Annotated in this window: 21 protein-coding genes; 11 read left to right on the top strand and 10 right to left on the bottom strand. The window is 58.1% G+C overall.

Annotation, left to right across the window (positions count from 1 at the left end; all coding sequences use genetic code 11):
* Positions 1-5: 5 nt before the first annotated feature.
* The 7 genes from ADB02_RS03825 to rpmB form a co-directional block, all read right to left on the bottom strand.
* Positions 6-1,616 (bottom strand): FMN-binding glutamate synthase family protein, encoded by a 1,611-nt coding sequence (locus tag ADB02_RS03825; protein WP_049171310.1) that lies wholly within the window; start codon positions 1,614-1,616, stop codon positions 6-8.
* A 53-nt stretch (positions 1,617-1,669) separates the two neighbouring features.
* Positions 1,670-2,395 carry a TIGR03089 family protein gene (locus ADB02_RS03820; protein ID WP_049171307.1) on the bottom strand — a complete coding sequence of 242 codons (726 nt, stop codon included), beginning with the start codon at positions 2,393-2,395 and terminating at the stop codon, positions 1,670-1,672.
* 47 nt (positions 2,396-2,442) lie between these two features.
* Positions 2,443-3,378, bottom strand: a complete 936-nt coding sequence (locus tag ADB02_RS03815) for an AEC family transporter (protein ID WP_049189712.1) — start codon at positions 3,376-3,378, stop codon at positions 2,443-2,445.
* Positions 3,379-3,543: 165 nt separating this feature from the next.
* Positions 3,544-3,795 carry a 30S ribosomal protein S18 gene (gene rpsR, locus ADB02_RS03810; protein WP_005511410.1) on the bottom strand — a complete coding sequence of 84 codons (252 nt, stop codon included), beginning with the start codon at positions 3,793-3,795 and terminating at the stop codon, positions 3,544-3,546.
* Between the two features lie 14 nt (positions 3,796-3,809).
* A complete protein-coding gene (gene rpsN / locus ADB02_RS03805; RefSeq protein ID WP_005511414.1) occupies positions 3,810-4,115 on the bottom strand; it encodes a 30S ribosomal protein S14 in 306 nt (101 codons plus the stop codon).
* 3 nt (positions 4,116-4,118) lie between these two features.
* Positions 4,119-4,283: a 50S ribosomal protein L33 gene (gene rpmG / locus ADB02_RS03800; protein WP_005511413.1), complete on the bottom strand. Its 165-nt coding sequence runs from the start codon at positions 4,281-4,283 to the stop codon at positions 4,119-4,121.
* A 3-nt stretch (positions 4,284-4,286) separates the two neighbouring features.
* The gene (rpmB, locus tag ADB02_RS03795) at positions 4,287-4,523 is read right to left on the bottom strand and encodes a 50S ribosomal protein L28 (RefSeq protein ID WP_016423274.1); all 237 of its coding nucleotides are present in this window, start codon (positions 4,521-4,523) and stop codon (positions 4,287-4,289) included.
* A gap of 456 nt (positions 4,524-4,979) precedes the next feature.
* Here rpmB and ADB02_RS03790 point away from each other — a divergent pair, with 456 nt between their 5' ends.
* From ADB02_RS03790 to ADB02_RS03765, 6 genes are all read left to right on the top strand, one after another.
* On the top strand, positions 4,980-5,246 hold the full coding sequence (locus tag ADB02_RS03790) for a type B 50S ribosomal protein L31 (RefSeq protein WP_005511390.1): 267 nt from the start codon (positions 4,980-4,982) through the stop codon (positions 5,244-5,246).
* A 21-nt stretch (positions 5,247-5,267) separates the two neighbouring features.
* Complete coding sequence (gene rpmF / locus ADB02_RS03785; protein WP_005511439.1) at positions 5,268-5,441, top strand: 50S ribosomal protein L32; 174 nt, start codon at positions 5,268-5,270, stop codon at positions 5,439-5,441.
* 242 nt (positions 5,442-5,683) lie between these two features.
* A complete protein-coding gene (locus ADB02_RS03780; protein ID WP_005511429.1) occupies positions 5,684-6,376 on the top strand; it encodes a response regulator transcription factor in 693 nt (230 codons plus the stop codon).
* The gene (locus ADB02_RS03775; protein ID WP_049189711.1) at positions 6,376-7,932 is read left to right on the top strand and encodes a sensor histidine kinase; all 1,557 of its coding nucleotides are present in this window, start codon (positions 6,376-6,378) and stop codon (positions 7,930-7,932) included. Before ADB02_RS03780 ends, ADB02_RS03775 begins: the two co-directional genes overlap by 1 nt.
* A gap of 158 nt (positions 7,933-8,090) precedes the next feature.
* Positions 8,091-9,410, top strand: coding sequence for a S1C family serine protease (locus tag ADB02_RS03770; protein ID WP_049189710.1), 1,320 nt, complete (start codon positions 8,091-8,093; stop codon positions 9,408-9,410).
* 72 nt (positions 9,411-9,482) lie between these two features.
* Entirely contained in the window at positions 9,483-10,052 is a 570-nt protein-coding gene (locus tag ADB02_RS03765) for a MogA/MoaB family molybdenum cofactor biosynthesis protein (RefSeq protein ID WP_126108175.1), read from the top strand.
* 286 nt (positions 10,053-10,338) lie between these two features.
* Here the strand turns inward: ADB02_RS03765 and mscL are convergent, their stop codons facing one another.
* The 3 genes from mscL to ADB02_RS03745 all read right to left on the bottom strand — a co-directional run bounded on the left by mscL (position 10,339) and on the right by ADB02_RS03745 (position 12,332).
* The gene (gene mscL / locus ADB02_RS03755) at positions 10,339-10,755 is read right to left on the bottom strand and encodes a large-conductance mechanosensitive channel protein MscL (RefSeq protein ID WP_049189708.1); all 417 of its coding nucleotides are present in this window, start codon (positions 10,753-10,755) and stop codon (positions 10,339-10,341) included.
* A gap of 251 nt (positions 10,756-11,006) precedes the next feature.
* On the bottom strand, positions 11,007-11,552 hold the full coding sequence (locus ADB02_RS03750) for an SAF domain-containing protein (RefSeq protein WP_224433571.1): 546 nt from the start codon (positions 11,550-11,552) through the stop codon (positions 11,007-11,009).
* Between the two features lie 105 nt (positions 11,553-11,657).
* Complete coding sequence (locus tag ADB02_RS03745; RefSeq protein ID WP_049189707.1) at positions 11,658-12,332, bottom strand: 5-formyltetrahydrofolate cyclo-ligase; 675 nt, start codon at positions 12,330-12,332, stop codon at positions 11,658-11,660.
* 132 nt (positions 12,333-12,464) lie between these two features.
* Between ADB02_RS03745 and ADB02_RS03740 the strand changes: the two genes are divergently transcribed.
* The 5 genes from ADB02_RS03740 to ADB02_RS03720 all read left to right on the top strand — a co-directional run bounded on the left by ADB02_RS03740 (position 12,465) and on the right by ADB02_RS03720 (position 17,539).
* Positions 12,465-13,439, top strand: a complete 975-nt coding sequence (locus ADB02_RS03740) for a UTP--glucose-1-phosphate uridylyltransferase (protein WP_016423265.1) — start codon at positions 12,465-12,467, stop codon at positions 13,437-13,439.
* 79 nt (positions 13,440-13,518) lie between these two features.
* On the top strand, positions 13,519-14,790 hold the full coding sequence (gene glp, locus ADB02_RS03735) for a gephyrin-like molybdotransferase Glp (RefSeq protein ID WP_005511382.1): 1,272 nt from the start codon (positions 13,519-13,521) through the stop codon (positions 14,788-14,790).
* A 30-nt stretch (positions 14,791-14,820) separates the two neighbouring features.
* On the top strand, positions 14,821-15,453 hold the full coding sequence (locus ADB02_RS03730; RefSeq protein WP_048733595.1) for a GNAT family N-acetyltransferase: 633 nt from the start codon (positions 14,821-14,823) through the stop codon (positions 15,451-15,453).
* 173 nt (positions 15,454-15,626) lie between these two features.
* Positions 15,627-16,898, top strand: a complete 1,272-nt coding sequence (gene glpR, locus ADB02_RS03725) for a gephyrin-like molybdotransferase receptor GlpR (RefSeq protein ID WP_049189706.1) — start codon at positions 15,627-15,629, stop codon at positions 16,896-16,898.
* Positions 16,899-17,134: 236 nt separating this feature from the next.
* Positions 17,135-17,539: a DoxX family protein gene (locus tag ADB02_RS03720; RefSeq protein WP_038629133.1), complete on the top strand. Its 405-nt coding sequence runs from the start codon at positions 17,135-17,137 to the stop codon at positions 17,537-17,539.
* The last annotated feature ends 35 nt before the right edge of the window (positions 17,540-17,574 follow it).

Below are 17,574 nucleotides of genomic sequence, written 5' to 3'. Positions count from 1 at the left end.
CCGAACTACCCGCGCATATGAACTGCGGGGTAGTGGAACGTGTCCGGGTCGGCGGTCTCCCAGGCTTCGGCCCAGTTGTGGAAGCGAGTTCCGCTCAGCAGCTCGCCTGGCTGCAGCCAGTTGTAGAGCTCCGCGTAGGTCTCACCGACCTGCTCATTGGTGCGCCGCAGCAGGTGGGACGGCCCCAGCTCAGAGAAGCTATTCAGGCCCATCGATGCCAATAGGCTAGCTGCTTCCGCGACCGTGGCATTGTGATAGTTGGCCACACGCTGACCCTTGTCGTCGACATCCAGGGCCTTCCACAGGCTCGGATCCTGGGTAGCCACACCCACCGGGCAGGTGTTTGTATGACATAGCTGAGATTGGATACAGCCGGTGGCCATCATCATGCCGCGAGCCGAGTTCACAAAGTCAGCACCGATGCACATGCGCTTCACAATATCGAAGCCAGTAATGACCTTGCCGGACGCACCGAGCTTAATGCGATCTCGCAGACCGGCACCTACGAGCGCGTTATGGACGAGAATCAGGCCGTCGGTAAGCGGCAGGCCAACGCGGTCGGAGTATTCCAGCGGTGCAGCGCCGGTGCCGCCTTCAGCGCCGTCGACGATGATGAAGTCCGGGGTGATGTTCTCTTCCAGCATGGCCTTGCACACGGCGAGGAACTCAAGCTGGGAGCCAACACACAGCTTGAAACCGACCGGCTTGCCACCGTTGAGCTCGCGCATGGTGCCCATAAACCGAACAAGTTCACGCGGGGTGGAGTAGACGCGGTGGTACGGCGGGCTCATCACACCCTTGCCAACTGGTACGTGGCGAGTAGCCGCGATTTCCTCATTGACCTTGTGACCTGGCAGCATGCCGCCGAGTCCAGGCTTTGCGCCCTGGCTAACCTTCAGATAGGTTGCCTTGACCTGCGGAATCTTAGCCTTTTCGCGGAAGAGCTCCGGATCGAAGTCGCCATCCTCGGTACGCGCACCGAAGTAACCGGAACCCAGCTGCCAATAGAGGTCGGCACCATACTTCAAATGGTAAGGGCTGATAGCGCCCTCGCCGGTGTCCTGTACGAAGTTGCCCAGCTTCGCGCCCTTATTCATTGCCATGACAGCGTTAGGGGACAGAGAGCCGAAACTCATGGCTGAGATGTTGAAGATAGACGCTGAGTACGGCTGGGCGCAGTCCGGACCGCCAATATCTACGCGCGGATCCTCGATGACGTGCTGGCTCGGCGCCATCGAGTGGCGGACGTACTCGTAGCCGGGCGCATTAATCTTTCGCTCAGTACCGAATGACTTCTTCGAGGACAGCCCCTTCGCACGCTCGTAGACCACGGTACGGGTATCGCGGTCGAATGGAGCGCCGTCGAAGTTGCGTTCGATGAAGTACTGCTGCATCTCAGGGCGAATGGTCTCACCCATGTAGCGCAGATGGCCGATGACCGGGAAGTTCCGCAAGATGGAGTGCTTCCTCTGAAGCATGTCATAGATAGCCACAACATCCAGGAAGAGGATGAAGGCCATCAGAATCCACCACCATGGGCTCAGATCCCATACAGCCAGTGCGCCCAAGACGTTGATGAGGGCGAGAATCGCAAGAATATATGGTCGGGTAATCACGGTTTCCAGGTTATCGCGACTACTTAGAGCGCTTCTCGACGGGACAGCTGCGACTAAATCACACGGGCTTTTTCGGCCGTAGAAATAGCAGTGACACGCTCGCTATCGCCACCGCGCACGACGACGGCAGCACCTCCACGAACCCAAGCCGACAGCACATTACATGCCCATTTATCTGCGGTGACCTGTGAAGAATCAGGCACCAGCCAGCCGTCGGAAACGACGCGGGAACCGGGCGTGAGCTGCATCTCGTCCGCATAATCGCCAGCAGATGAAAGCAGTTCTGCAGCCGACTTTTCCCCAATAACGGGGGTTTGGTCGGAGTCCGGGCCTGCGCCTAGATATGCGTCTGGGTGGAAACGAACTTCCGGACCAAAGTCAATGACTCCCGGTGGAATATCATCACCGCATTCCACGACACCGCGGCCAAAGGGATCGTCGGTAAGCACTGCGAGGTAGGCATCTGGGAACTTCTCTTCCCACGTGCTGACGTTGCTGACAGTGGTGAATACGACCAGCGGCTCCTCATCGCTAACGGTGACGCCAGCACGCTCGCAGCCCAGGATGATGCAGGCGGACTGCCAAATCAACGGCAAGTCAATCCATACTTGGTCTCCGGCGACGAGGTCGAACTCATCGTGCAGCATGTTGGCGATCTTGCTGGCCCAGTTGTCCAGAGTTTGGGCCGATAGATCAGTACGACCGCCGGTAGTTTCGTCATAACAGGTCAAACGAGGCACGGACGGGTCGGCCTCGAGAAGTGTCTTCAGAATCTCCACGCCTCCAAGGGTAACGAGATTCTCTCCAGGCCGTCGGGAAGAGTCCCCTAACTCAACAGCAGGGTGAACAAAAGGACCGTCGGCAAGCAGGCGATTGTCGTAATCACGCCACAATCGCGCGCCTGTTCAAGGTTCCGGCCGAAACGGGAGGCGAAGGTGTAGACGTTCTGGGCTGTCGGCAGGCCGGCGATAATCACAGCTGCCAGCAGCGCATGCCCGCTGAGACCAAAGACAAAATGGCCGAACAGGAGAGCCAGCGCGGGGTGCAGGAAAAGCTTCAGCGTAGACGCCACCACGACGGCGCGACGAGGGGAGCGGCCGGCTTCCATAAACGGCATGCCATGCAAACTAATACCGAAGGCCAAAAGTGCCATTGGCACCGCGGCCTGCCCCAATAGCCCCACTGGATGCGCTACGAACTGAGGTAGTTTGATAGCAAACGCATTAACCGCAAGTCCCACCATCGCCGCCAGAAAGATCGGGTTCTTCAGCGGTGCCATGATGACATTGCGCGGTCGGAAATGGCCGCGGTTAGTGAGGATTTCCAGCACGGTCATGGAAGCGGGCGCATAGAAGGCAATCTGAAAGATAAGGGCTGGGACGACGGCGGTAGCGTCGTGAAGCACTGCGACAGCGATGGGCACGCCGAGATTAGCGACGTTGTTGTAACTCGACGACATCGCGCCGACCACAGCATCGGCGCCGCGCTGTTTGAACATGGGTGCCACAAAGATCCGGTAAAACGCCGCCGTGCCAAGCGCCGACAGTGCCGCGACGCCAAACGCCGAACCGAAGATGCTCGCCGAATCCGCCGTCGCGAGCGTGTGCGCGAGCATGCACGGCATCGCAATCCAGAACACGACCATATTCAGGGTAAAAGATGCCCGCTTATCGACGATCTCACTGCGCCCAAACAACCAGCCAACAATGATCAGTACTGCGACGGAACCAAAGCCGGTGAATATTTCGGTGAGAGCGGGCATAAGTGCATATTTTAGACAATAAAAAACGGACCCAATCCAATCCCCTTGGTGGGGAAGGACTGAGTCCGTTTTACGCTGTTATCGCATGTATCGTCATGCGGCCAGCGCGTAAATAAGGCCTTTCGGCGGGTATTCGAATGATCGGCTCCCGCCGACCAGCCATCTTTAGCGGCTGGTGAACGGCAGGAGTGCCATCTCGCGGGCGTTCTTCACAGCGGTAGCGACCTGGCGCTGCTGCTGCGGAGTCAGACCGGTGACGCGGCGGGAACGAATCTTGCCACGGTCAGAGATGAACTGGCGGAGCAGGTTAATGTCCTTGTAATCAACCTTCTCAACGCCTGCGGCCTTGAGCGGGTTCTTCTTCGGGCGGCGGGACTGCTCCATCCGCGCCTTCTTGTTAGAGTGATTGCGCTTCATTGGTGCTCCTCGACTTACCAGCTGGACTTACGGACGCCCGGGAGTTCGCCACGGTGGGCCATCTCACGAACGCGGACACGGGACAGACCGAACTTGCGGAGGTAGCCGCGCGGGCGACCATCTGCAGCGTCACGGTTGCGGACGCGAATCGGGGACGCGTCACGCGGCTGACGGTTCAGCTCGTACTGTGCGTCCATGCGCTCTTCGTCAGTGGAGTGCGGGGACTTGATGATGCGCTTCAGTTCAGCGCGACGTTCTGCATAACGAGCGACGATTTCCTTGCGCTGCTCGTTCTTGGCAATCTTGGACTTCTTAGCCATGAATTAGCGCTCCTCGCGGAATTCGACGTGCTTGCGGACAACCGGATCGTACTTCTTAATGGTGATACGGTCCGGGGTATTGCGCTTGTTCTTACGGGTCACGTAGGTGTAACCGGTGCCCGCAGTGGACTTCAGCTTGATGATTGGACGAATGTCATTACGTGCCATTTTTTAGATCTTCTCCCCACGTGCACGAATCTGAGCAACAACAGCCTCGATACCGTACTTGTCGATGGTCTTCAGACCCTTCGGGGACACATTCAGAGTGATGTGACGCCCCTCAGAGGCGAGGTAGAACTTCTTACGCTGCACGTTGGGGTTCCAACGGCGCGACGTGCGCCGGTGGGAGTGGGACACGGTCTTGCCGAAAGACGGCTTGCGTCCCGTAACCTGGCAAATCGCCGACATAGGGATTCCTTTGCTTCCTTGCCGCCCAATGCCGACATCACTGGTGCGCCACGCCGGACTATTGAATAACCGAGGAATCCACCTGGCCTTTTCCGGGGCGCTGCCCACTGACACTCGACGCTGAGCGCGTAAACGAATAACTAGACAACAGCGAGAGAACAGTTTACACACGAGTTGCGGGATAACCTAATCGCTGTTCCACTGTGGTTTTCTCGGTGCGACTCTCGAGTGTCGTCATAGAGTTCGTGCTTGTCGACGGGCGTTAGTGCAGGGCCCTTTTTTAATTTTCGGGCTCGAGCCTGTAATATTCCATCGAGTGTCACATGCCGGTTTATAGAAATATTGACCCGGTGCGTGTCATTGTAAGTCGTGTTCGTACCCAACTCAGGCACGATTCTCTCACTCTTAGCTGGGGGAAAGCGACCTGAAGTTCAATCCTGAGGGAAACGAGAATTAATGAAGAAGGACATCCATCCTGATTACCACCCGGTGGTTTTCAAGGACGCAGGCACGGGTCACTCTTTCCTTACCCGTTCCACCGCCACCTCCGACCGCACTGTCGAGTGGGAAGACGGTAACGAGTACCCGCTGATCGTCGTTGACGTCACCAGCGAGTCGCACCCGTTCTGGACCGGTGCTCAGCGTGTCATGGACACCGCTGGTCGCGTCGAGAAGTTCCAGCGCCGTTACGGTAACCGCATTCGCCGCGCGAAGAAGAACTAAGAATAGGAGGGGAATAAGAAAATGGCAGTACCAAAGCGTCGCATGTCGCGTGCTAACACCCGCGCTCGCCGTTCCCAGTGGAAGAGCAACAACGTCGCTCTCCAGGAAGTCAAGGTAAACGGTCGCGTCTACAACGTTCCTCGTCGCATCGCCAAGGCTGTTCAGCTCGGCCTGGTTGACGTCGAGAAGTTCTAACGCGCATCTTTTAGGATGCTGACAACGTTCCTCGCTGAACCGAAGAGCGCTTCGAGCGCCCAGAGCGCGTTCAGTGTGTAAGGAACAGTTGATAAAGAGCTTTTTAAACCTCACCCCATCGCTTGTACTCGGCGATGGGGTGAGGTTTTTCAGTTCTATGGCCAGGTTTTATGGGAGCACTCTCACGAAGAATCTGTGTCACATTTACACTCACCTTATATTTTCAAGGCACAATGGGCAGTATGAAGATTTTGGTAGTTGATGACGATCAAGCGGTACGCGAAGCGTTGCGGCGATCGTTGACTTTTAATGGCTACACGGTCGAGCTCGCCGAGGATGGCGCAGAGGCCTTGGAAAAGATTGCCAAGGATCGTCCGGATTTGGCCATTTTGGATGTCATGATGCCGAAGCTGGACGGCCTGGATGTTTGCCGTCGGCTGCGCAGCGAAGGCGATGATCTGCCGGTCATGATGTTGACTGCACGTGATTCGGTCTCCGAGCGCGTAGCTGGTCTTGATGCCGGCGCAGATGACTACCTGCCCAAGCCGTTCGCATTGGAAGAGCTGCTCGCTCGTGTCCGTTCGCTACTTCGTCGTTCTGCTTTGGAAGTGCCTGCGATGGAGGATGCCGCAACTCTGCAGTTTGAGGATCTCTCCTTGGACCCGGAAACTCGTGAGGTCTTCCGCGGTGAACGCCGCATTAGCCTCACTCGTACAGAATTTGCGCTGCTGGAATTGCTGATGAGCAACCCGCGGCGTGTACTCTCCCGTACCGCCATCTTGGAGGATGTCTGGGGCTATGACTTCCCGACGTCCGGCAATGCGCTGGAGGTCTACATTGGTTACCTGCGTCGTAAGACTGAGGCAGAGGGAGAGCCGCGTCTGATTCACACCGTTCGTGGTGTCGGTTATGTGATGCGGGAGACCGCACCGTGATGTTGCGCCGTCGTCGTTCGACCGGCGGTGGCGTGCAATCAAATCAGCGTTCTGCCACGGAGGTCAATCCGGGGCAAGGTACCGTCGGTAAGCAAGAGAAGTCCGCGAATACTGAGACGATGGCAGGGGAATCGCTTCCCGGCCTGCCGCGGAGCTCGCGTATCCCTTCGCTGCGTTGGCGGCTGACTATTCTGACAGCGCTCATTGTGGCGATGTCGGTGGGGCTGATGACGCTGGCTGCATTTTTTACTGTGCAGGCAGCGCTATACCGCGAGGTGGACAGTAACCTCCGTAGCCAGGCGGAAAAGCTGCTGATGTCACCGTACGCTTCGGAGTTTGCCATTGGCCCCTCCTTTGAAGCGGACTCGAACAGGATTCTGAACCCCGATTTGGACGCGGTGTACTTTGCCCACGGCAGTGTGGCGGGCAAAGGCGGTGGCTCAATCTCTATTGGTGGCCCCGAACTTGCGGTGTTGCGGGGGAATCGACAGGAATCGATTCGCACCGATGAGTACAACGGCCGTCGTGTATACGCCGTCCGCTCCGAAGACGGTGCGACGCTGATCCTTTCGCAGGATCTGAGCTCGACGCAGTCGGTCTTGAAAGCGCTCAGTGCAGTGCTGCTGAGTATCTCTGCTATCGGAATCCTCTTCGCAATCGGATCAGGTATTACGGTGGCAACAACGGGTCTGCGCCCGGTCACTCGGCTGCGCATTGCTGCGGAGCGGGTGACGGAAACCGACGAGCTGCGCCCAATCCCTGTGGAGGGCGACGATGAGCTTGCGCGCTTCACCCGCAGCTTCAATGAGATGTTGGCTGCACTTCAAGCGTCGCGCATTAAGCAGGCGGAGCTGGTTGCAGATGCTGGTCATGAGTTGAAGACTCCGCTGACGTCGTTACGCACAAATATTGAACTGCTGATGATGGCCTCCCGTTCGGGAGCGGCAATCTCGGATGAGGATCGCGCGGATCTGGAAGCTGACGTCATCGCACAGCTGGAAGAGCTGTCGACGCTGGTCGGTGACCTGGTTGATCTGGCACGCGAAGATGGCCCGCAACAGGTTATTGAGCATGTCGATGTCGACGAAATCATTTCCACGTCGCTGGCGCGTGTTGAGCGTCGTCGTCCGGACATTACTTTCGATGTGCAGACAGCTCCGTGGTATGTCTACGGGGATTCGGCGGGTCTTGGTCGCGCAGTTTTGAACTTGATGGACAATGCTGCAAAGTGGTCGCCAGAAAATGGCACCGTGCGGGTTCGTCTGACGCCGCTCAGCGAGGTTGTTGCTGAATTCACGGTGGCGGACTCGGGGCCAGGTATCCCGAAGGAAGATCGAGACAAGGTCTTCGAGCGTTTCTACCGTTCCATTCAGTCGCGGTCGATGCCTGGATCCGGCCTGGGCTTGGCCATTGTGAAGTCGGTCATCGTCCGCCACGGGGGTACGATTACTGCCGATGAGTCCGATGATGGCGGTGCCTTGATGAGAGTAACGCTGCCGGGCAGTCCGCACAGCGGAAAAGGTGACGACTCCGATTCAGCTCAAGAGCCTAGCTAGAAACGCATAACCCCACGTCAAAGCTGATGTAATCCCCGCTGCGCGCGGCCTTTTAAGGAAGTGTGTGGCGGGGATTCGGTGTTTCATTCGGGGAATTATCGGCGAGACCGCAGACTGCTCTCAGCCAATTGTTAGACAGACAGTGCAAGGTATTACGTATGAGCAACTCTTTCAACGATTCCTCGCGGGGAGATGAGCGGGGACACTACTCCTCGCAATCTCACAACTTCAGCGAGAACCGTGCCATGGGGGATGCTGGTGAGACAAACCAGTTTTCTGCCGACGAGCGCGGCTGGGAGAATTCCCACTACAACACCATCCCGTCTCAGCCGAACGGCGCTTACGGAGGCGGTTCAGAGTGGGATGTTGCGGCCAATCAGCAGAAGACCAAGGGTGCCCAGGGGGCTAAGGGCATGGGGGCGCTGGCAGTCGCTGCCCTGATGCTGTGCTCGGCCGGTATTGGTGGCGGTGTCGGCGCATGGGTAGTTCACAACTCGCAGTCGTCGGCTCCCGCGGACAACGCGCTGGATAAGCCTGCGGAAACCCGTCAGGTAGCAGCAGCTGAGGGGTCCGTGGAGAAGGTCGCGCAGAAGGTCCTTCCCAGTGTCGTCTCCATCACCACTGTCTCGGAGCGGGGCACGGCGTCGGGCTCAGGTTCCATTCTGTCGTCCGACGGCCTGGTGCTGACGAATAATCACGTCGTCGCAGGCGCAGGTCCGGACGCACATATGGAAGTCCTGCTTTCCGACGGCACCACGCACCCGGCAACTCTGGTTGCAGGGGATGCAGCGACTGATATTGCCGTTATTCGAATTGAAGGTGTTAACGGGCTGCGCCCAATCTCTCTGGGTAACTCCTCGCAGGTCCAGGTTGGCCAGGAAGTGGTGGCCGTTGGTTCGCCACTGGGACTGACCTCCACTGTTACGCAGGGCATTGTCTCCGCTAAAAACCGTCCAGTGACCGCCGCTGGTGAAGACGGTCAGTCCTCGGTCATTGATGCAATCCAGACCGACGCGGCGATTAATCCGGGTAACTCCGGCGGAGCGCTAGTGGATATGGAAGGCAACCTCATCGGTGTGCCCAGCGTGATTGCCTCTAACAGTGAGGCATCGGAACAGGCGGGCAGCATTGGCCTTGGTTTCGCAATTCCGGTTAATCAGGCTCGTCGCATAGCGGAAGACCTGATTGATTCCGGTAAGGCGCGGATGCCTGTCATTGGTGCCCAGATTGATTCGCGTCCGATTGCACGTGGTGCACTGGTGCGAGAGGTAACGCCAGACGGCCCAGCTGATAAGGCGGGACTGAAAGATGGTGACCTGATTACCAAGGTTGATGACCGCACACTTGACAACGGCGTTGCACTAATTGCGGCTATTCGGTCGCATCGGATTGGGGATTCTGTCACACTTACAGTTACAGATGAGCGAGGCGGCAACGAGCGAACGGTCGATGTCACCTTGGTAGAAGCCCAGGATTGATAGGCAGCGTGGTGGAGTTAGTACCTCACCATCTGTAGAAGAGTTTTCGAGTGAAACTTCGAGTGAAAAGCTGTGGGAGAAAGCGAGATAGAGCAGATGAGTGAAACCGTGAGTACTGAGCCAAGTGACGTCAACCTCGCTGAGATGGAGCGTCTTATCAACGACGACGGCCAGGTTCGAAATGCGTTTGTTGTCCTCGTGGGCGACCATTTTGAGAACCCGGATGGTGCGGCTTCGCTCATGGTTGAGCTGTTGGAAGAAGACGGCTACTCGGTCGATGCTGTGGTCAGTACGGGTGCAGTGAAGCGTGAGATCCGGAAGGCCCTAGATACCGCTGTTGTCGGTGGCGCAGATTTGGTCGTTACGGTGGGCGGTGTTGGTGTTGGGCCTCGTGCGAAGACCCCGGATGCCACTCGCAAGGTTCTCGATGTGCGACTGCAGGGCATCGAGCAGGCTATTCGTAACTCCGGTATGGGAGCTGGCGCATTGGATGCCGGTCTGTCCCGCGGTTTGGCCGGTGTGTCCGGTCAGACAGTGATTGTCAATCTCGCGGAGTCTCGCGCTGCAGTGCGCGATGGCATGGCGACAATTCTCCCGCTGGTCTCACATGTGCTTGACGATCTCTGCCGCTGGAGCGTCTAGGAATGGGCGACGCTAAGCAGCCCAATCAGCCTGAGCAAGAGCAAGCCGCGCCGCGCAGTGGCAGCCGTAGGCAGCGTCGCCGCGCAGGTGCACCGGCGAAAAACTTTGCCCAGTCGCGCAGTGCGAAAACTGCGCGCACAGTGCACTATCACGATGAATCCCCGGAGGATGCTCGTGATTTTGATGCGGACTACTGGACAAAACAGCGCCCACCCCATTGGGGATGAGCGCTGTGTAAAAGCGTTAGTTCGCTTCTTATCGGAAGCCTGCAACTAGCAGCTAGAGGCTAGTTCAGCTCCGTCTTCGGCTTGCCGTTCTGCTCTGCCAGCAGGTCACGAATCTCAGTCAGCAGGTCAGCCTCGGTGACCTCCGGTTCAGCGGAGGTCTCCAGACGAGCCTCACGCATCGCGTTGAACTTGTTCATCGGAGCAACGATGACGAAGTAGACAACCGCTGCGACCAGCAGGAAGTTGATGACTGCGGTGATGACAGCTGCGAAGTCAAGGTAGGTCGACGGGTTGCCCTTGATGATTTCGAAGCCGAGGCCAGTGACCTCAGCGCCACCGATGGTGTTCAGCAGCGGCTCGAGCAGGCTGTCGGTGAAAGCAGTGACGATTGCGGTGAACGCAGCACCGATGACAACACCGACCGCCAGGTCGATGACGTTGCCGCGCATGATGAACTCTTTAAAGCCCTTAAGCATAGGAAATTTCCTTCTGTAGAAACGGAACAAACCAAACGAGACCTGTGAGTCATCGCGTTGCTCAGTGCAGGCCCCTACGATTTCAGAGACGGGGCAGTGCGATGTCTGGCAGTGCCACTCTTCTTAGCTCTCATCGTAGTTTTGAATTGCCTGTCCATTGTATCCCTTCGCTAAGTTATGGGACAAGTCAACTTTATGCGAAAAACACTGTTCAGGACCATAAAATCTTTGAACCAGTGAGATTTTGGTCACTAACCCGCGAGTAACAGTGTGAGCGGAGATGCTAGCGATGTCGCAGCCACCACCTCCGCGGCGCCGGTGGGCAGAGCGACCAAGACCACCTCATCGTCGACGATGTTGACCACCCTTGCCCCGTGTGCAAGCGGCGCCGCCACCCCGCGCTCATCCGCTGTCGACACAATATCCACGCTGTCACCAGTGCGAAGAGCGGACACAATGCCCGCATCAGTCAACGTGATGGCAATAATTTTGCTTTCCGACGTCCCCGTCAGCGACTTGGCAAGTGACGGGCCGACCATTCGCTGCTCTGTAATTATCTCTCTCGGTGACATGCCGGTGGCCAGGGTGCGTCCCCGCACAGAGGCGATGTCCGTTACGGCTCCACCGGGAACGAGCTCCCGGGGAATGTCCTTGAAAGCCACATCTTGTTCTGCCACCGATGCGCCAGCCGCAATGGATTTGGCGCTAACCACTACCCGAATATGGCCGCTGCGGGGTGTCAATGACTCCACCGCCGCCAGGCCGACTGCGCATAGGAAAACAGTGAGGGCAACCATCCGCCGAATAGTTGTGGGGCGGAGCTTTCGGAATGGACGCGGAAACCGGGACGAATATTTTGGGCTCATATTAAGTTAGGCGCGAAAATCCCGGAATCGGTTCCATTAAATCTGTGAAATCCCCGCTGGCGTGATCACATAATCGGCAGGAATGTCGTGCTCATCGTAGGCAAGCTCCGTGCGCAATTCGGTGTCGAAAACCGCAACAGCGATGACCGCAGTTCTCGCTCCATCCGTATCGTCGTCGCGTCGAGCGAAAACCAAGCTGCGATCGTAGTAACCAGCGCCACGCCCTAACCGCATCCCGGTTGCGGGGTCGGCCGCAACTGCCGGCAGGATAATGGCGTCGGCAACACCCAGCTCAGCTGGGTCAGCAGAGTCTTCCACCGAAACAGGTTCTAAGAGTCCAAATCGGCCCTTGTGGAAGCTGCCGTTGTAGTAACCCCAGTGCAGCGGTTGTGGTGGACCGGGCGGGCAGACGGGAAGCAGAATTCGTGCTCCGGGAACCGCGTTGGCCAGAGCTTCCACAAAGCCCTGGCCGGGCTCACCACCAGTCGAACTAGAAACGCTTGCGCCGGGTTCGTCGCCAGCGGGGACATAGGCGGCAATGATGGGTTTTGCGAGGTCGCCGACGGTATTGGATAACCATTCTTGCAACCGCTGTACCAGTGCTTCGTCGTCAAGCATGCGCTCACGCTGCCCCTTGGCGGCGCGTGCGGCGAGTACCTCGTGCCGTGTGCGGGCTTTGAAATCAGACGTGGTTTCGGGAAGCGGAGCCATACCTGCAAACCTACTCTGTCAGGTAGGGGAGCGACCTCTGTCGTCAGCGCAGGAGAAAATTTCTGATTAATGCGTTGAAAAAGCGGGGTCAGCCTCCGAGCAAATGGAAGTTATATAGGTATCGTTGCCATTATGGTCTCATCGTCTAAAGAGTCTGGTTCGGACATGACTACTCCGGTTCGAACTGTCATCGTTCCTGCCGCGGGCATGGGTACGCGATTCTTGCCTGCCACCAAGACAGTGCCGAAAGAATTGCTGCCCGTAGTTGATACGCCGGGCATCGAGATGATTGCTGAAGAGGCCGCCGCCACTGGTGCGCAACGCCTGGCTATTGTCACAGCGCCGAGTAAGGACGGCGTGCTTGGGCACTTCGACCCGCGCCCGGACCTTGAGCAGACTCTCGCCGAGCGCGGCAAGGACAAAATTGCAGCGAAGGTACGCCGCGCCACCGAGGTTATCCGCGTCGAATCCGTTGTCCAGGATCGACCGCTGGGCCTGGGGCATGCGGTGCTGGTCGCAGAGCCGCTGCTCGAAGACGATGAGGACAGCGTTGCTGTCATGCTTCCCGACGATCTCGTGCTCCCAGTGGGCGTGATGGATCGGATGACGGAAGTGCGCGAGCGCTTTGGTGGTTCGGTGCTGTGTGCGCTGGAAATTCCTCACGAAGAGGTCTACAACTACGGTGTCTTCGATATCGAGGACGCTACCCCGGCGGAGTCTGGTGAGCTCGGTGCAGACGCAGCCGACGCTGATGCCTGGGACGATGTGAAGCGAGTCAAGGGCATGGTGGAAAAGCCGGATCCTGCGGATGCTCCATCCAACTTCGTTGCAGTCGGACGTTACTTGCTCGATCGCGCCATCTTCGATGCGCTGCGCCGCATCCCGCGCGGTAAGGGCGGCGAGTACCAGCTCACCGATGCAATTGAGTTGCTGATTCAAGAGGGGCATCCGGTTCATGTGGTCGTCCACAAGGGGTTCCGCCATGACCTGGGAAATCCTGGTGGCTTCATTCGTGCTTGCGTAGACTTTGGACTCAGGCATCCGGACTACGGCGAGGGGCTGCGCGACTACATGCAGCAGCGTCTGGCGCAGGATGAACAGGCTTAAAGCCTTTTTATAGAGGCTTGTACTGAGAAGCTGAATAGCCATAAAGCGCACCGCGGGTTGGTGCCGAGGAAGGTAAAACATGCGTTCTGTGGAAGAACAGTTGGCGGCAATCACCGCACACGCTGTGATGCCTGATCCTGTGCGCGTTGCTATTTCGGAATCCCTCGGCATGCTGTGCGCTGAGGATGTCATCGCTGAGCAGCCGTTACCGGGATTCGTGCAGTCAGCAATCGATGGTTATGCGGTGCGCGCTGTCGATATCGTCGGCGAATCTGGTTCTTTACCTCCGGATGCGCGTCAGAGTGATGTTGATTTTCGCGAGGTTGAGCTACCTGTTGTCGGTGAGGTGACAGCGGGTTCGCATCACCCGATGCGGCTACAGCCGAAGCAGGCCGTGCGCGTACAAACTGGTGCGCCGCTGCCATCGCTTGCCGACGCCGTCGTGCCCCTAAACTGGACCGACCGCGGTGGCCGTCGAGTTAATGTTCTCCATCCGGTCTACTCCGGTGACTTTGTGCGCAAGGTCGGTGACGACGTGCAGCCGGGTGACGTGGCGGTGTCCTTGGACTCGGTGATTTCGCCGTCACAGGTTGGATTGCTGGCAGCGGTGGGGCGTTCGAAGGTTTTGGTGCACCCCAAGCCGCGTATGTCCGTGATTTCCATTGGTAATGAGTTGGTCGATGTTGACCGCACGCCGGGGCTCGGTCAGGTCTACGACGTCAACTCCTACGCGTTGGCAGCAGCCGGCCGCGATGCTGGGGCTGAGGTACACCGAGTGGGTATTGCCACCGGTGAGCCCCGTCGCATCCGGGAAATCATCGAAGGCCAGCTCATTCGCAGTGAGCTTTTGGTCATCACGGGGGCTGTCGGCGGTGCCGCGGGTGAGCAGATTCGCCGTGTGCTGGCTGAATTGGGCGAGGTTGATGTTTCCCGCATCGCTATGCATCCTGGTTCGGTCCAGGGCTTTGGTCTGCTGGGAGATGACAAGATTCCAACGTTCCTCCTGCCGTCGAATCCGGTCGGCGCATTGGTCGTTTTTGAGGTCATGGTTCGTCCCCTCATTCGGCTGGCGTTGGGTAAGCGCAATCCCCGCCGCCGCGCTGTCACCGCTCGTGCTGTCGGCCCGATTGAGTCGGCGGAGAAGCGCCGTGGCTACATCCGTGGCCAGCTCATGCGTGACCGCGAGACCGGCGAATACATGGTGCAGCCGCTGGGAGGTTCCGGCGGTGCGCAAGCCCACCTTTTGGCCGGTATGTCGGAAGCCAACAGCCTCATCGTGATTCCGGAAGACGTGCTGCACGTGCGTCCGGGAGATGTAGTTGACGTGCTGTTCATGGCGCGCCAGGCCTAACCTCACTCCACTACCGCGAGTATTGTTGCTGTGCGTACTTCTCGTCTAGTAACCAGTGGCGGCCGAGTCCGCCTGCGTGTGCCAGAGCGCTCTGATGCCTCTGCATGGCGGGCACTGCGGCTGCGCGACGAGCCCATTTTGCGCCCCGTGGAGCCAACCCTCGAGGACGACTGGGATAACGCCCACAGGGCTTCTGTTTTCCGCCGTAACCTGCGCAGTTGGCGTCGTTCAGAGGCTGCGGGAGACATGATTGTCTCCACCATTGAGGTAGACGGCCAGTTCGCCGGCATGCTCACACTCGGCGGTATTACGCCTTTCCCCGTCGCTCACGCATGGATTGGCTACTGGGTCGGCAGCGGCTTTACATGTGGAGGGGTCGCCACTGCGGCAGTGGCGTTGGCGTCGGATTATGCCAAGAGAGTTGGCGTCCACCGAATTGAAGCGACTGTGTTGGACAGCAATGTCCCGTCGATACGCGTGCTGGAAAACTGTGGGTTCGAGTACGAAGGCGTGGCGCGGGAAGCCTTCCATATGGATGGCGCGTGGCGCGATCATCTGACCTATGCGCGGGTGGGGGAGGACAGTGCAGTGGACCTCATCGTGGCGAGTGGTCGCGCGCAATATGAAGAGGCGGAGAAATACCCACCGCAACGGCGCGCCTGAGTAGTCTGAGTAACACACGCCGATAGGGTGATGACAACTCTACTATTGGGCGAATTCGCTCTAGATACGCTGACTGCCTTCGCAAATGCCTCTGTGGAAGGGCATGTGGGTGGCGTATTTGGGCCGGGGAGAGACGGCGAAACCCCGGGCGAAATCGCAAGGAGACACAAAATATGTCAACTTCACTGTTGCTGATACTCATCGTTGTACTGTGGCTGTTTGTGCTTGCCCCGCTGGTGGTCAATACGCGCAAGCCGATTCGTCGTACCTCCGATGCGCTAGGTAAGACCCGCGTGCTGCATCGTGGTGGCGAGGAGTTGGCCACGACGCGCCGCCGTCCGTCTTTTAAGGAGTCGGACGTGCGCGTGGCCGAAGAAGTCGACGATTCTCTCGAAACCGTTGACGCGCAGGTCGACGATGACTTCGATGTCAGCGACGTGCTTATCGACGACACCGTGGACGAGGCGGCCGACCCGGCCGTCGTTGACGGCGATATCGTCTACGAGCTGGAAGCGGCAGATGCAGAGGAGGAGACCCCGCAGGCGGATGATTCCGCTACCGAGGAAGCCACTGCTGAGTCTTCTGACCGCTCTGACATGGACGTGTCCGATGATGAGTCTGCAGACCAGTCGCTGCAGGCTGTCGTTAATGACGAGGATGCTGAATCTGACTCCGCCGTTGCCTCCGCCGAAGGTGACGTGGTTCGTGCAGATGAGTCCTCTTCCGATGTGAGCGTTGACGTTCGCCGTCAGTTTGTCGACGCCGATGACTTGATGTTCGAAGATGCCGTTGAATCTGACGCTGATTCCGGTGCCGCGGCTGACGCTGAGCACGCGGACGCTGAGGCTCTCTCTGAGACTGAAGAGGCAGCAGACACCGTAGACGAGCAGGCGGAACCCGACGAGACCGTCGAGGACGACAGCGACCACAGTGTCGAGTCCAACGATGACGCAGTTGCTGTCGATGACATCTTGACCGAAGATGATTACGCGTTCGCTGAGAAGCGCCGTGGTCGTGGTGGGTTCGATCCGATTTCGGATGCTCAGTACGCTGAGACTCGCTTTGCCCGCCGCCGCCGTTCGGTTGCTGGGCTGGCAGCGTTCATCGCGGTCACGGTCATCATCGCTGCTTTCGCCGGTGGTTGGACCTGGTGGATTCCACTGGTCGGTGTCGGCTTGATGACCCTGTATCTGGTCAACCTGCGCCGCACCGTGCGTGCAGAGCAGGAACTGCGAGCTCGCCGAATTCGCCGGATGAAGATGGCCCGCCTCGGCGTGCGTAACCGCGAGGATGATGAGCTGGGAATTCCACAGCGACTGCGCCGTCCGGGCGCGGTAGTGGTCGAGCTTGATGATGAGGACCCGGATTTCGCAGATCTGGCCTACACTGACCACCGCTTTGATGACGACGATTATGACGAAATGCCACAGGCTCGTGTGAGCTAGTCCTGTGAACTGAGCCGTAGAACAACCTTAAAGTTGTCTGAGCACGTCAGCGCGATTTTTTGTTAGAAACTCGGCCTGTTACGATGTCACTACCTAAGACATGACACACCGGGTGTGTTTGGCGGAAGGCTTCTCCCGAGGGGTTGGGAGAAGCCTTTTTGCATGTTTAAGTCGCTGGCCTCTCGCAGCCGCAGTGCTACCGTGTTTTGACCGTGCCGTCGGGTAGCATGTCCCTCATGGATCGACCGGTAATGCGCGATATCGCGCTCGTGATTCTCCGCCTGATACTCGGAATTATCTTCATCTGCCATGGCTGGGACAAGATTTTTATCACCGGTATCGACAAGACGACCGGTTACTTTGTCGCCGCGAATATCCCGCAGGCGCACTTGACGGTCTGGGTTGTCGCTCTAGTCGAACTGGTCGGTGGCGCGTTGCTGATTCTGGGACTCTTGGCACCGACGGTGGCGATGGTCTTCATCATTGAGATGATTGGTGCCTGGTGGTCGATGCACTTGGGCAATGGCCTGTTTATCCGCGACAACGGTGCGGAGCTTGTGATGTCGCTCATCGGTGGTCTGGTGATGATTTTCGTTTTCGGGGCTGGCCGTTTCAGTTTGGACAGGCAGTTCATCAGGTAAGACCTCATTAGGTACAACCCCCTTAAGAGTTAAAG

The sequence above is a fragment of the Corynebacterium sp. 212_CJEI genome (assembly GCF_001055915.1).
Classification (GTDB): Bacteria; Actinomycetota; Actinomycetes; order Mycobacteriales; family Mycobacteriaceae; genus Corynebacterium; species Corynebacterium jeikeium_D.
Note: the sequence above shows the minus strand (reverse complement) of the source record. Positions and strands in the feature narration are given on the sequence as shown.